Origin of the sequence: Paenibacillus oenotherae (assembly GCF_019443105.1) — a bacterium.
Taxonomy (GTDB): Bacteria; Bacillota; Bacilli; order Paenibacillales; family Paenibacillaceae; genus Paenibacillus_Z; species Paenibacillus_Z oenotherae.
On sequence record NZ_JAHZIJ010000034.1, the window covers coordinates 1 to 16,378 of the forward strand.

A 16,378-nucleotide genomic window follows, 5' to 3' on the forward strand; every position below is an offset into this window, starting at 1 on the left:
AGGAGGATATCATCATTGGAACGCCGGTGGCGGGCCGCCCGCATGCGGACTTGGAGCAGGTCATCGGCATGTTCGTCGGGACACTGGCGCTGCGTAACGAAGTGAAGAAGGAAGCGACGTTCCTGGAGCAGGTGGCGGAAGTGAAGCGTCGGACGCTGGAAGCGTTCGAGCATGCGGACTACCCGCTGGAGGAACTGGTGGAGAAGCTGGATCTGGAGCGCGACATGAGCCGCAATCCGCTGTTCGACACGATGTTTGCGATGGAGAACAAATCGCCGATTGGTGTTGTAGAACAAGAAGATTTTCATTTCAATCCTTATTTGGAAGGATCCTCTAGATCCAAATTCGATTTGTCCATGCAGGCTTCTGTTCATGGAACGGGGATTGAAATCAGTATCCAGTACGGAGTCTCCTTATTTCGAAAGTCCACTATGGAGACTATGCTCGCTCGTTTCATTCATCTGCTTAGCGAAGTTTCTTCGCATCCTGAAGAGCGGCTTGAAAAATTGTCGATCATGCGGGAAGAGGATCACAGGCAGCTCGTTGGTTTTAATGCGGCAAGGGCCGATTATCCAGAAGGAATGACCGTTCATGCGCTATTCGAGGAGCAGGCCGCCCGAACGCCGGCGCAAACTGCAATGATATATGAAGGGCAAAGTCTTACTTATCGCGCTTTGAATGAGATGGCGAACCGGCTGGCACGAAAACTGCGCGGACAAGGTGTTGTTCCGAACGACATAGTTGCCATTATGGCAGATCGTTCCTTCGAACTCGGGGTCGGAATGCTGGCGGTTTTGAAGTCGGGGGGCGCTTATCTCGCCATCGACCCCGGCTATCCGGAGGAGAGAATTCGCTATATAATAGCCGATTCTGGTGCGACAACCGTTCTAGTACAGCCTCATTTGAAGGCTAAGCTGGCAAGTTTGGCAGAGGGAGCTGACCTGCTGGAGTTGGAAATGGCGGAAGAAGGCGACGCTGCCAATCTGGAATCGAAAGCAAGCGCGGCAGATATGGCTTATGTCATTTATACATCCGGTTCGACCGGATTCCCGAAAGGGGTTGTCGTGGAACACCGAGCTATAGTCAATACACTGAGCTGGCGGGTAAACGAATACGCCATGAAGGAGAGAGACCTTGTTCTGCAGTTGTTTTCTTTCTCCTTCGATGGGTCGATTACAAGCTTTTTTACACCTTTGTTGTCGGGAGCGCGCGTCTTGCTGCTTAACGACAACGAAAGCAAGGATTCGCAAGCTATTAAGGCGGCAATAATGGCCTGCGGCGTCACTCATATCAGTTGTGTGCCGGCTCTCTACGGGGCGATATTATCATCTGCCGAGCAAGGCGAGCTGCATTCTATCCGTTTTGCGTCTCTAGGAGGCGAAATGGTGACAGAGAGGTTAATTGCAGAGAGCCGGGCAAAGGCACCGAATGCGGAGATGGTCAATGAATACGGACCAACCGAGAATAGTGTCATTACAAGCTGGCTTAGAAGGATGGAAAGATGCGGAAAGGTTACCGTCGGCGTGCCTGTTCCTAATGTTCAGGTTCACATCTTGGACCGATGCGGCAATATTCAGCCGGTGGGCATTGCGGGCGAGATTGCGGTAGCAGGCGCAGGACTTGCCAGAGGATACTTGAATCGGCCGGAGTTAACGGCGGAGAAGTTTATCAATCATCCGTTCCTGACAGAAGGGAAATTGTACAAGACGGGGGATTGGGGCAGATGGCTGCCTGACGGGACAATTGAATATGCGGGTCGAATTGACGAGCAGGTGAAAATCCGGGGTTACCGGATCGAGTTGACCGAAATCGAAGCTAAGCTGCTTGCCCATGAGAAGGTGACGGAAGCCGCCGTCGTGGTAAGTGAGGATGAAGATGGCGGTCAGGATTTATGCGCCTATGTAGTAACGGAGGGAAATATCAGCCTTGGAGAACTGAGAAGGCAACTGGGCAAGGAACTGCCCGGTTATATGATTCCGTCCTACATCGTCACGATGGACCGGCTGCCTTTATCGCCAAATGGAAAGGTGGACCGCAAGTCGCTTCCCGCGCCGCAGAGCTCCGTAGGCGAAGAAGTTTACGTGTCGCCGACAACAGAGCTGCAGAAGATGCTCGTTGAGATATGGCAGGACGTGCTGGGAGCCGGAAGAATCGGAATAAGGGACCACTTTTTTGAACGAGGCGGTCATTCGTTGAAAGCTTCAGCGCTTGCGGCCCGCATTCAAAAAGAGCTGCATGTCAGCTTTCCGCTTAGGAACGTATTCGAAGCGCCGATATTGGAGGACATGGCAGCCTGCATCGAGGCGAAGAAGGAACTTGTATTTGTGTCGATTAATAAGGCGGCTCACCGGGACTATTATCCGGCAACATCAGCGCAGAAACGAATGTACATTCTCAATCAGTTGGGAGATAGGACCCAGAGCTACAATATGCCGGGCGCTTTCAATATAGAAGGGAAGCCGGATGTAGCGCTTATGGAGAAAGCGCTGGATCGACTCATCAGAAGGCATGATTCACTCCGTACGACATTCGGAATGGTTGACGGGGAGCTGATCCAAAGGATTCACGAACAGACAGCATTCAAGCTGGAACATTTCGTGGAGAAGAACGGGGATGCTCCGGAACTTGCGGACAGCTTTTTTAGATCATTTGATTTAGAACAGGGCCCCCTGTTTCGCGCGTGTGTAATTGAAAGAGAGAAAGAGAGCGATTGGTTTCTTTATGACCTGCATCATATTATATCTGACGGAGTTTCCGTACAAGTGCTAATGGAAGAATTTGTACGGCTGTACGCGGAGGAAGATCTTTTGGATCTTGACATTCAATACAAGGATTATGCAGTTTGGGAACATGAAAGGCTTGGGGACGACGAGATGGCGCGCCAAGAAGCCTTTTGGACAAACACGTTTGCGGATGGCCCCCCGTTATTGGAACTGCCGACCGATTACACAAGGCCTGCCGTCCAGCAGTTCGAAGGGGATACGATTGATCTTCAGATTGATGCCAACAGGACAGCAGAGTTGCGGCGGCTGGCAAAAGATACGGGAACGACGCTGTTTATGGTTATGTTGTCCGCATATACGGTATTGCTCGCTAAATATTCGGGGCAAGACGATATTGTGGTCGGAACACCGGTTGCTGGACGACCTCACGCGGAGTTGGATCAAGTCATCGGATTGTTTGTAAAAACATTGCCGATGAGGACCTCTCCGAGACAGGGACTGTCGTTCGTTTCTTATTTGCAGGAAGTTAAGGAGCGCGCGCTTCTCGCCTTTGGGGCTCAGGATTATCCACTTGATGGACTCGTTGAGAAATTGGGTCTTGAGAGAGATGTAAGCCGAAATCCGCTATTCGATGCGTTGTTTTCATTAGTCAGCCAAGAGCATGCCGGAAAGGAAGAGTCCGCGTTGCGGCTTGTTCCATTCGAATTGAACCAGAAGCATGCCAAATTCGATCTGTCTCTTTACGCAGCAGAGACTGCGGACCTTATCTTGCTGACGTTTGAGTTTGCAACATCCTTATATAAACGTTCAACGATCAACGGGCTCGGCGAGGACTATATGAAAGTGCTTTCCTTTATTGTGGAGAATCCGGAAGCGTCTCTGGACGAGATTGATTTGATCGGCTATTCGAACAATGGACAAGCTGCGGTAATTGAAAACTTTTCCTTTCATTTCTAGAAAGTCGGGGCATCCTCGACAGATGCCCCCCTATTCAGTAAAGGGACCTAAGAGGGAGAGTAAACCACAAGGGAGAACGCTGTCTATGAAAATGGATCCATATGTTTGGAAGAAGCTATCCTATGACGGGAAATTTAAAACGGAACTTTTGTTCTGGGAAGAACAGCTGTCAGGTGATATTCCCGCTACTTTATTTAAGGACAAAACTCCTTTGCAGAGCGAATCCGGCGGCAACAAATGTTTCAATTTTGTATTGCCCAACGAGCTTTCCAGATTGGTTCAGCAGCTTTGCAAGGGTTCGGATATAGGAATATTTACCGTTCTTCTATCGGCTTTGCTGTACGTGCAGCATAGATTTTCGGGCGTGTTGCGGGCAATTGCAGCCTCCCCCGTATTGAATACCTTGCACGACGAGGCGAATAACATCGTTGTCTTTAATCATGAGCCGCAGAGCGGGCAATGTTTCAGAAGCTATTTGGCTTCGGTAAAAGAAACGATGATGCAAGCGTACCGTCATCAGAATTTCCCTTTGAAGACGGCGATAGGCGAATCTCCTTTACATACATTGATCAGGTTGAATAGCTTGCACCCTCAATTCGATCCGGCAAGCATTGCATTTGATCTGTTCTTTGACTTTTCGATTAAGAAGGAACGGTTGCGCTGTTCTGTAGTCTATCAATCCCGATTGTTTAATGAGGGGTATGTGGAAAGAGTTGCGGCTGCGATTGAGCAATTTTTGAGCCGGTCGTTAGCCGATCCTGATGCCGCGCTATCAGGCATTGAACTGGTAAGCCATGAAGATTGTGATCTGTTGAAGGCGTTCAACGAAACGGAAGCGGAGTATCCAAGAGGAGCGACGCTATACGGTCTGTTCGAGGAGCAGGCGAGCCGAACGCCGGAGCGGACGGCAGTGGTGTGCGGGGAGCGGGAGCTGAGCTACAGGGAGCTCGACGAACAGTCGAACCAAGCGGCGCGATTGCTAAGGAAGCTGGGCGTAACGAGCGACGACGTGGTCGGTATTTGCATGGAGCGTTCGCCGGAGCTGATGGTCGGGCTGCTGGGAATCGGAAAAGCGGGCGGGGCATACTTGCCGATCGATCCTAGTCTGCCGGAGGAGCGAATCCGATACATGCTGGAGGACAGCGGTGCACGGATTGTGCTGACAGCGGGAGAAAGCGAAGGGAAGTACGGTCCGGATCGAGCGGTGCTGGATCTCAAGGCCGGGGAGTGTAGGGAAGAATCGGCGGAGCGGCTGGAGCGGAAGTCATGCAGCACGAATCTGGCGTATGTGATCTATACGTCGGGCTCGACAGGCCATCCGAAGGGAGTAATGGTGGAGCACGAGTCGGCGGTGAACCGTCTGCACTGGATGCAGCAGGCATATCCGCTGACGGAAGGCGACGTGGTGCTGCAGAAGACGCCGATCAGCTTCGATGTGTCGGTGTGGGAGCTGTTCTGGTGGGGGATGTACGGAGCGAAGGTGAGTCTGCTGGAGCCGGGAGCGGAGAAGGATCCCGCGCAGGTGGCGGAGACGATCGAGCGAGACGGGGTGACGACGCTGCATTTCGTACCGTCGATGCTAGGAGCGTTCCTAGGTCATATCGAGGAGACGGGGAAAAGAGGGAAGCTGAGCAGCGTAAGGCAAGTATTCGCGAGCGGGGAAGCGCTGGACGCGGCGAAGGCGAACCGATTCAACCGTCTGATGGAAGAAAGCGGAGCGCGGCTGATCAACCTGTACGGCCCGACGGAGGCGACAGTGGACGTGACGTGCTACGAGGTGCCGTCAGGAGAGGAAATAGAGCGAGTGCCGATCGGGAAGCCGATCGCGAATACGCGGATGTACGTGGTAGATGGAAGCATGCGACTGCAGCCGATCGGGGTAGCGGGGGAGCTGTGCATCGCGGGAACGGGCTTGGCGCGCGGCTATCTGAACCGCCCGGAGCTGACGGAAGAGAAGTTCGTGCAGCATCCGAACGGTGAGCGGCTGTACCGGACGGGAGATTGGGCGAGATGGCTACCGGACGGTAATCTCGAATACCTTGGTCGCATCGATCAGCAGGTGAAAATCCGGGGCTACCGGATCGAGCTGGGCGAGATTGAGGCGGTTCTGCAGCAGCACGAGCAAGTGAAGGAAGCGGCTGTACTGGCCAAAGAAGACCGGAACGGAGAATTATTTCTTTGCGCATATGTCGTTCGAAGACAAGGCAAGGATGCCGACATACGAGAAATGTTGTCCTGCCATTTGCCGGCTTATATGATACCGTCGCATATTATCGTGATGGATGCGCTGCCGATAACAGCGAATGGAAAGCTGGACCGCAAAGGGCTGCCGGACCCTGAAGCTGGGTTATATGTCTCGGCCGCATATGCTGTTCCGTCTAATGAAAGAGAACTTCAATTGGCGCTTATATGGGAACAGGCTCTCGGACTGGATAATATTGGGGTGAACGATTCCTATTTTAGTTTGGGAGGAGATTCGATTAAAGGCATCCGGCTCATCGATACGATCAATAAAACATTCGGCATTCGTTTGCAAATGGCGGATCTGTATAAAAAACCTACGATTCGAGGACTTGTCTCTCATATGGAAGAAAACGGAGGGCTGTCCGTTGTCAATCCCGCTTACGAGGAAGTAGAAACCGAACTGGAGCTGTTAAAGACAAAGCTTTGGGATACAAGGGGACTGCTGGCGGACGCTTCGCTGGATGATATTTATCCGATGAGCGATATACAGAAAGGAATGGTTCATTACTCGCTGCTGTATCTGGATGCCGCTCTTTATCACGATCAATTCGTATACCAGTGGGAAGAGGATTCCTTTGATCTCGATCTACTGCATCTAGCACTGGAGTGTATGACGAACAAGCATGAAATGCTGAGAGCGAGCCTTCATTTGGAAGAGGGGGGTATTCAGGCAATACACAGGACAATTCCGCTTCCTCTTGAGTTTGCAGATATCGGGAAAGAAAGCCGTGAGGAACAGGAGCGTTTCATCCAGGAAGAGTTGGAGCGTGACAGACTGTGCGGCTTTGATCTGACTGCAGCTCCGCTGTTCCGGATGAAAGTCTACCGGCTTTCAGAGCGCCGGTTTGCGCTTTGCTGGATTTTCCACCATGCCATTATGGATGGGTGGAGTGTCGCGTCCTTCATGACGGAACTGCTGCGGGTGTATGTCGAGCTGAGGAAGGACCGCAGTTTTAAGCCGGAACCGCTGGCCAGCCGTTATAAGTCATTTGTGGTCGAACAGCTCGTTCTTAAACGGAACGAGGAAATAAAGTCTTACTGGAAGCGGGAACTGGATGGCTACAAACGGTTGGAACTGTCACATGATTACGGAGCCCAGCAGCAGGGAAAATCCACGATCCGCCGTGCGATCGAGTGGAATAGGTGGAACGAATGGAAGGAGGGCGCAAGCCGCCGGAACTCCCCGATAAAAAATATCGTCGCCGCCGCTTACTTCATGATGCTGCAAATGGTGTCATATGAGAACGACGTGGTTGCCGGTATAGTGGAACATAATCGTCCCGTCGTGGAGGATGGAGATCGGATAATCGGCTGTTTTTTAAATACCGTCCCTGTACGAATGCAAGTAGAGAAGGGTATGACATGGGAAGATTGGATCAAGGGTGTCGAACGCAAGATGGAAGAAGTCAAAGTTTATGGAAAACTTTCTCTTCTGGAAATTGTAGAGGCGATCGGAGAAAGTCCTTCCGAACGGAACCCGATATTCGATACTTTCTTCAATTATATTGATTTCCACGTCCTTGAGGATATGAACCGGTTTGTGGATGCAGGAATTGCCGGATCGAATGAAGAGCTGGCGGTTAACGGATATGAGAATACGAATACGCTGCTCGATTTTACGCTGTCGGCCACATTCGAGCAGCCGGTCATATCCGTTCATTTCCATGCTGGGGCGCTAAGCCGGGAACAGGTTGAGCGAATGATCGATTATTACTTAGCCGTTATAGAACGCATACTGCATGAGCCGGAACAACGGATTGATAAAGCGCAATTAATTAATGAAGAGGAACGCGGCCTTTTGCTAAGGCAATTTAACGATACAGGCTTTGCTTTTCCAGAAGGTCAGACGATTCACGAGATGTTCGAAGAACAAGTCGGACAAAGGCCGATGCAGACAGCTGTATCAGTTGGGGAATATCGGCTTACTTATAGAGAATTGGACGAGCAGGCGGAACTTATTTGCGAGTGGCTGCAGTCCAGCGGCATCTCTCGGAATCAAATCGTGGCCATTGCTATGGAACGTTCGATTGAAATGGTCGTCGCGATATTGGCTGTGCTGAAGGCGGGAGCTGCTTATATGCCGATTGATCCTGATCATCCGGAGGATCGTATCAGGTACATGCTGGAGGATTCGAAAGCTTCTGCTATGCTTGTGACCGCCCTTCACAAAGAACGGTTAACAAACTTGTTCGCCGAAGGCATTCAAACGCTTGAAGTCAAGCTCGACCGGAACGTACGGACCAGTGGAGTAACTTCTAGGAGGACGAAGGGAACTTCGTTGGACAGCGATCTGGCTTACGTGATTTACACGTCAGGATCAACGGGAGAGCCGAAAGGCGTAATGGTTCAGCATCGCAACGCGGTGAACTTGTTGAGAGCGCTGCAAGAAGCTTACCCGCTGGAAGAGCGGGATACTTATTTGCTGAAAACTTCCTTTACATTTGATGTATCGGTGGCCGAGCTGTTCGGCTGGTTTGTTGGCGGCGGTAAGCTTGCTATCCTGCCTCCAGGGGAGGAGAAAATGCCGTCGCAGATTATCCGGGCGATTAAAGATTTTCAAATTACGCACATCAATTTTGTTCCTTCCATGCTGAAAGCGATGCTGGACGAACTGGATAACAGTGAAGAGGGGACAGGCCGTTTGAAATATATTTTTTCGGCGGGAGAAGCGCTTAAAGCGACTGTCATTCAGCAGTTCGTCCGTCTTCAGGAACAAGGGAAGATGACGGCCCAGTTGGATAATCTGTACGGGCCGACGGAAGCAACTGTCTATGCCTCTCGTTATGCGGTAAAAGCGGAGGATGGAAACCGTCTCCATATCCCGATTGGCTTCCCGATCGCGAACGTGAGGCTGTATGTGGTGGATGCTTCTTTCATGCTCCAACCGATCGGCGTACCGGGAGAACTGTGCATCGCGGGAGCTGGCCTTGCCTCCGGTTATTTGAACCGGCCGGAGCTGACGACGGATAAGTTTATGAACAATCCGTATGCGTCTGGAGAGAAGATGTACCGGACGGGGGATTTGGCCAGATGGCTTCCTGACGGGACGATAGAATATTTGGGACGAATCGATCATCAGGTCAAAATTAGAGGATACCGCATTGAACTAGGGGAGATTGAGTCAAGGCTGCAAGCGCACCAGAAAGTGAAAGAAGCGGTCGTTGTTGCGGGTGAGGATGCATGTGGAGAGCTGGAACTGCGAGCTTATATGATTATTGACGGAGAGAGCGATCCGGGAGAGCTTCGCCAATTTATTGGCGAACTGTTGCCTAGCTATATGATACCGTCACATTTCATCACTCTGGAGCATTTCCCGCTAACTCCGAACGGCAAGCTTGACAGAAAAGCGTTGCCGTTGCCTGAAGAGACGGCAGTGGACCAAGGAACGCTTGTATCGCCTAGAACGCTTCTCGAATTGCGGCTTGCTGAAATTTGGCAAAACGTGCTTGGAGTCCGGCACATCGGCGTGAAGGACAACTTTTTCGAGAGGGGCGGCCATTCACTCAAAGCCGTATCGCTAATGACGCTGCTGCATAAAGAGCTGAATGTTAGGCTGCCTCTAGGAATATTGTTCCAAGAGCCAACCATTGAACAGTTGGCGCACGTGATTGAACAGACAGAGGGAGTTCCGTTCAATGCCATTGAGCCGTCCGGCGAGCGAGATTACTATCCGGTGTCGACAGCGCAGAAGCGATTGTATATTTTGCAGCAGCACGCAGGGGATGTCGCCTATAATATGCCGTTCAAGCTCAAGATTGAAGGAGAACTCGATATTGGCCGTTTCCGGAATGCTATAGAGAAATTAGTGGAAAGGCACGAGCTTCTTCGCACTTCCTTCGAAGAGATCGAAGGGGTGACGGTTCAGAGAGTGCATCCTTGCCTGAACGATGCGGCATTCGACTATATACCGTTGCAGGATGAAGAGCTGGACAAAGCTGCAAGCCGCTTCATAGCTCCATTTGACCTTGGAAAGCCGCCATTGTTCCGTTCCGCTCTGTTTAAAATTGGGGAGGGAGTGCATGTGTTCATGATTGATATGCATCACATCATCTCGGATGGCAGCTCTCTCGGCATATTCATTCACGAACTGGTTCAGTTGTACGAGTGTCAGGAATTGCCGCCGCTTGCACTTCAATATAAGGATTATGCGGTTTGGCAGCAAAGCCCAATTGGCATGCAGCGAATTGAGGGACAACAAAATTATTGGCTGAACAAGTTTAAAGACGGCGTCCCTATGCTGGAGCTCCCTCTCGATTATAGAAGACCTGCTCTGCGTAGTCTGGATGGCGCGAGTGTTCAGGCTATCGTAGAAAGCGGGTTGGCGGACAAGCTTCGCATAATGGCAAGAGATCAGAACGGTACGCTGTATATGGTGCTTTTAACCACTTATTTTATTTTGCTATCCAAATATTCGGGTCAGGAAGATATCGTTGTGGGAAGCGGCATTGCCGGCAGGTCGCATGCCGATCTGCAAGGGATGATTGGAATGTTCGTCAATACGCTCGTATTGAGAAGCCAGCCTGGGCAGGATAAGTCCTTTCTTCAATTTTTGGGTGAAGTAAGGGATCAATTGCTAGAAGCCTACGAACATCAGGATTATCCTTTCGAAACGCTGGTCGAAGAGCTTGCACATGATGTGCCTGCCAACCGTAATCCGCTGTTCGACGCTTCTATTGTTTTGCAAAATATGGATAGGGGTAATTCCGAGCTGACATTCGGAGGGGCATCTGTGCAACTGCTTCCAGTCGGATCAAAAACTTCAAAGTTTGATATGACGATGTTTGTTGCGGAATTAGATGAAGAAATCGGCATTGAAATAGAATACAGCACGCAGTTGTTCAAAGCAGAAACAATGGAGAGACTGCTCGCCGACTTTATTAGGCTGTTGACAATGGCAGCGGAGAATACACTTATGCCAATTAAAGATATGAACTTGCATAAAAACGTTGCATTCAAGGGCGAGAATGTGTTTTCTGACTTGGAAGATATTTTATGGTGAGCGGGTGAAACGTCAATGGTAGACCAAATTACAAAAAATATGCTGGCACTTAGCAGGGAGCTCGAAGGTGAGAGGCAGTTTTGGACGGATAAATTGCAAGGCAACTGGCACATCGGCAAATTTCCGGAGGATTTTAACCGTCCGGGTACCGAGCCGCTCGTTGAAACCCGCTTGTACCCGTTTCCGGAGCCGATTGCAGAGAAAATCGGTTTCATCACGAAGCAGTCGGATCAATGGCTGTTTATATTTCTAATGGCTGGTGTCGGATACTTGCTTAGCAGATATAACGAGCAATCGGATGTGCTATTTGGAATGCCTCCGGCACGCAATGAAGCATTTGTTTTTAACCCTGTGCTGCCGTTCCGGATTGTGGTGAATTCGGAAAAGTCATTCCGGGAATTGCTTGCCTCCGTTAAAGAAGAAGTGACGCATGCGAATGGACACGATGCATTTCCAATCGATCAGTTAAGGAAATGGCTTCAGCAGGATGGAGGAGACCGCCTGCAGTTTCATATCATCGCAGGCATCGATTCTATTCATGATACGGACCGTATTGAAGCAGCGGCATATGACTGTGTGATTACAATTTCGAGCAGCGGGCCATTGACCTTATGCGTTAAATATAATGCCAATCGCTACGATAGAGTGACAATCGACCGGATAGCGGATCAGTTGTTCTATTTTTATTCCCAGACGGTCCATGCGCCCGATCGTCTGATCGGCGAAATGCAGCTGCTGGATGAGCCAGAAATGGTTCATCTTTTGGAAAAGCTTAATGAAACGGAGCAATACTACCCAGATACAACGATTATTGAATTGTTCCAAAAACAAGTACAGAAAACGCCAAGTAAAACGGCTCTTTACTTTGAGGATAAGGAGATGTCTTACAGAGAACTGGACGAACGCTCCAATGGGATCGCCCGTTATTTGATAGCGGAGCATCGAATAGGGCCTGGGCAATATGCAGGCATTCTGTTGGACAATTCCATTGATCAAATTATTGCTATATTGGGCGTAATGAAATCCGGAGCGGCGTACGTTCCGATCGATTCGAATCTTCCGTTTGAGAGAATGAAGCTTATTATTGCCGACACCTGCATGCGGGTGCTTCTCTCTCAGAAAAAATATGTGAGGGAAACAAATGCTCTTCAATGGGAATGTCAAGATTTGAAAGGCTGTCTGTATTTGGACAGCTCCAATATTTATGAGGAACGGGAAAGTGTCCACAATACGTTGATGAATAAAGAGCTCTGGGAATATATCGGAGATACCGCCGATGACGATATTGCCGCTGGGGGCTGGGTGAACAGCTACACGGGACTATTGTTCTCTCCGGAGGAGATGGATGAATATTCCGAGAATACACTTGTAAAACTGCAACCGCTTCTCCATAAATCCGCCAAATTGCTTGAGCTTGGCTGCGCTTCCGGCTTAACGATGTTCAAATTGGCGCCTTACGTTCAGTTTTACTGCGGAACAGATTTGTCCGGCGTCATTATTGAGAAAGGGATAAGACAGGCCGAAGAGCGGCAAATCAACAATGTCGAGCTGATTTGTCTTGCCGCTCATGAGCTGGATGAATTGGAGCATGAAGGGTTCGATGTCGTTATTTTGAACAGCGTTGTCCAGTCCTTCCATGGCCATAACTATTTGCGCCAAGTTCTGGGCAAGGCGTTAAGCAAGCTGGGGGATAAAGGCACGATATTTTTGGGTGACATTATGGATCAAGAACGCAAAGACGAACTTTTGCAATCTTTGGCTGCATTTAAGGCGGAATACCCGGAATGCCCGACCAAAACCGATTTTTCGGAAGAACTGTTTCTAGCGAAAGATTTCATTAGGGATTGGGCGGCTGATTATCCTGAAATTATAAATGTGTCTTTTTCTACTAAAGAACATACGATTGCCAACGAATTGACTAGGTTTCGTTACGATGCCGTTATCGAAGTGGATAAGTCGGCATCGCGACTTTCAACGGATCAGCCTGCTAAAACGAAGTTTCAGCATGATCTTCGTCAACTGTCTTTATACTCCAGTGACCGTCTTCATTTGGATTACAACCGAGAGGATCTTGCATATCTGATTTATACTTCCGGGACAACTGGCATTCCGAAAGGAGCCATGATTACGAATGGGGGACTCGTCAATTATGTGAGTTGGGCGAATAAAACTTATGCGGGCGGAAGAGAAGCTGATTTCCCGCTTTATTCTTCCATCTCTTTCGATTTGACGGTAACGTCGATCTTTTGTCCGCTGACGACCGGCAGCAGCATTGTTATCTACAATGGAGAAGACCGTGCCTTGCTGCTAGAAAAGATTATCCGGGATGACCGCGTCGATATTATTAAGTTGACGCCTACACATCTGAAGCTGATTCGACGTTTGCCTTTAAACGATCATCATCGTTTAAAGTCTATAATCGTCGGAGGAGAAAACCTGACGTCTTCCTTGGCGGAGGCTGTTTATAACCAGTTCGGCGGAAAGATAAGTATATTTAATGAATACGGACCTACTGAAACGGTAGTGGGATGCATGATTCATTTGTTCCAGCCCGGATCGGGGCGGGAATACGTTCCGATTGGCGTGCCGGCGGACAATGTGCAACTTTATGTTCTTGACAATCAGCTCCGCCCCGTACCGTACGGGGTGGTAGGCGAATTATACATTTCAGGCGATGGAGTAGCCAAAGGCTACTGGAACCGTTCCGAGCTCACCAAAGAAAAATTTCTTCCCAATCCATTCAGGCTCGGTAAAACGATGTATAGGACCGGCGATTTGGTCAAGAGGCTATTCAATGGGGAGCTTGAGTGTTTGGGACGCATCGACCACCAGGAGAAAATTAGAGGGTTCCGCATTGAGCTTGGAGAGATTGAAGCGCAATTGATGAAGCTGCAACCGATTCGGGAAGCGGTTGTCATTGCGAAGGAAGAAGAAGAGGAGGACGAAAAGTATTTATGCGCCTATTTGGTCGTAAGGTCGGAGGTAACCGCGGAGTGGATTCGCGAGCAGTTGTCCAGAACGCTGCCTTTCTATATGATCCCGTCTTTCTTCGTCGTGATGGAGCAATTGCCGGTAACCTCCAACGGAAAAATTGACAGAAGCAGACTTCCGAATGCGGCAGGCAGACGAGCGAATGACAACTTTAAACCGCTTGAGACGCTGACAGAGAAACGGCTTGCAGCTTTGTGGGAGTCCGTTTTGAGACAAAGGGATGTTGGCCGATCGGATCACTTTTTTCATATGGGTGGCCATTCGCTCAAAGCGACTTCTTTAATGTCGGCTATTTATAAAGAGTTCCATGTTGAACTGCCATTAAGGGATATCTTCAATCATCCCGTCCTTGAACGTATGGCGCAGCGGATCGAGGAAGCCGACCGCCGCACATATACGGCTATTCCAAAGGCTGACAACAGAGCCTATTATCCGTTATCGTCCGCCCAGAAAAGGCTGGCCTACATTCACCAAATGGACAGGAACAGTACGAATTATAATATGCCGGGCGCTTTATGGGCAGAAGGTAATCTTGACCTTCAGAAGTTGGGATCCGCTTTTCAACAGTTGATTGAACGGCATGAGACGCTGAGAACGTCTATTGTTTGGGAAAATGGAGGACCGGTTCAAGTTATTCATCCGACAGTCGATTTCACAATTGAGGTGCGGGAGATTGAGGAGACACGAGTAGAAGATCACATTGCAGCATTTGTCCGTCCCTTCGAGTTAGGCAAAGCCCCGCTGCTGCGCGTTGAAGTAGCAAAAGTGTCCGATGCGCGGTATCTCTTGTTGCTCGATATGCATCACTTAATATCGGACGGGGTATCCATGCAAGTGTTGGTGGATGAATTCTCGCGATTATACAAAGGGGCGGATCTTCCTGCTCTCCCTATCCAATATAAAGATTATGCGGTCTGGCAACAGAAGCTGCTTCAAGGCGCGGAAATGAGGAAGCAGGAGGCGTACTGGCTGCAAACGTTTTCTGGTGAAGTTTCAGTCTTGAATTTGCCGACAGATTACCCGCGGCCCAAAGTGCAGCGGTTCGAGGGCGAAGCTATCCGCTTCCATGCGGACAAGAAGCTGACGGATCGCCTTCAGGCTATTGGAGCAGAGCATGGGGCAACCCTTTATATGGTTTTACTGGCAGCCTTTACGATTATGCTGTCCCGTTATTCCGGACAAGAGGATGTAATTGTGGGAACGCCGATAGCCGGCCGCAAACATGGGGATATAGAATCACTAATCGGCATGTTTGTAGGCACACTTGCGCTAAGAAATTTTCCCAATAAGGAGCTTCCTTTCCGTACCTATTTGCAAGACGTGAAGGAGCGGACGCTGGGAGCGTTCGAGCATCCCGATTATCCGTTCGAGGAGCTCGTTGAGAAACTGGATATCCGCCGGGATTTGAGCCGGAATCCGTTGTTCGATGTCATGTTCGCCCTTCAAAATATGGACGTCACGCAGGAAAATATTGAACAACTGTTATTCAAGCCATATGAAGGCGGTTCGACGGTAGCGAAGTTCGATCTGACGCTGAACGGAGTGGAGACCGATTATGGACTGTCGTTCAGCCTGGAATATTGTACGGCCTTGTTTGCCGGAACTACCGCTGAGCGGATGGCGGAACAATATTTGTTTGTTTTGAATCAACTGGCCGATTATCCGGATTGCGAACTGGGCGAGTTGACGCTGCTGTCAGAGGAAGAGCGCGAGCGGCTGGCGGTGTTCAACCGGACGGAAGCGCCGTATCCGAAGGAGAAGACGATTCACAGCCTGTTCGAGGAACAAGTAAAGCGAACGCCGGAGCGGACAGCGCTTGTGTACGGAGAAGAGTGTCTAAGCTACGCAGAGCTGAATGCCCGTTCGAATCGTCTTGCACGGAGACTGCGGGAGCAGGGAGTCGGACCGGATGAGCTGGTGGGCATCGCGGCGGAGCGATCGACGGAAATGATCGTGGCGATCTTGGGGGTGCTGAAGGCGGGAGGCGCGTATGTGCCGATCGACCCGAGCTACCCGGAGGAGCGTATCCGCTACACGCTGGAAGACGCAGAAGCGAAGCTGGTACTGACGCAGACGGATTTGGCGGAGAAGTTCGCGGGCATAACGGAATCGTTGCTGGTGCTGGAGCGTGCGCTGCTGGAGGAAGGAGACGGAACGGACCTGCCGGAGGCGGCGGGAGCAGAGCATCTGGCGTACGTGATCTACACGTCGGGCTCGACGGGCCGTCCGAAAGGGGTGCTGATTGAGCATCGGTCGCTGGTGAACTTGAGCGAGTGGCATCGGCAGTTCTACCGTGTGACGGAAGCGGATGTAGCAGCGACATACGCCTCGTTCGCCTTCGACGCGTCGGTGTGGGAGGTGTTCCCGTATTTGATCGCGGGAGCGAGCGTGTGCATCGTGCCGGAAGAGATCCGTCTGGAAATGAAGGAACTGACCGAATTTTACCGGAAGCGCGAGATTACGA

Annotated in this window: 3 protein-coding genes; all 3 read left to right on the plus strand. The window is 50.4% G+C overall.

Annotation, left to right across the window (positions count from 1 at the left end; all coding sequences use genetic code 11):
* The coding region (locus K0T92_RS24270; RefSeq protein ID WP_219875214.1) for a non-ribosomal peptide synthetase at positions 1 to 3,680 on the plus strand (3,680 nt) is incomplete at its 5' end.
* Between the two features lie 85 nt (positions 3,681 to 3,765).
* Positions 3,766 to 10,923 (plus strand): amino acid adenylation domain-containing protein, encoded by a 7,158-nt coding sequence (locus K0T92_RS24275; protein WP_219875215.1) that lies wholly within the window; start codon positions 3,766 to 3,768, stop codon positions 10,921 to 10,923.
* 15 nt (positions 10,924 to 10,938) lie between these two features.
* Positions 10,939 to 16,378: condensation domain-containing protein (locus tag K0T92_RS24280; RefSeq protein ID WP_219875216.1), on the plus strand; the 5,440-nt coding region annotated here is incomplete at its 3' end.

Excerpts from the sequence above, each read along its gene's own strand:
- K0T92_RS24275 (WP_219875215.1), top strand. The coding sequence starts at position 3,766 with ATGAAAATGGATCCATATGTTTGGAAGAAGCTATCCTATGACGGGAAA.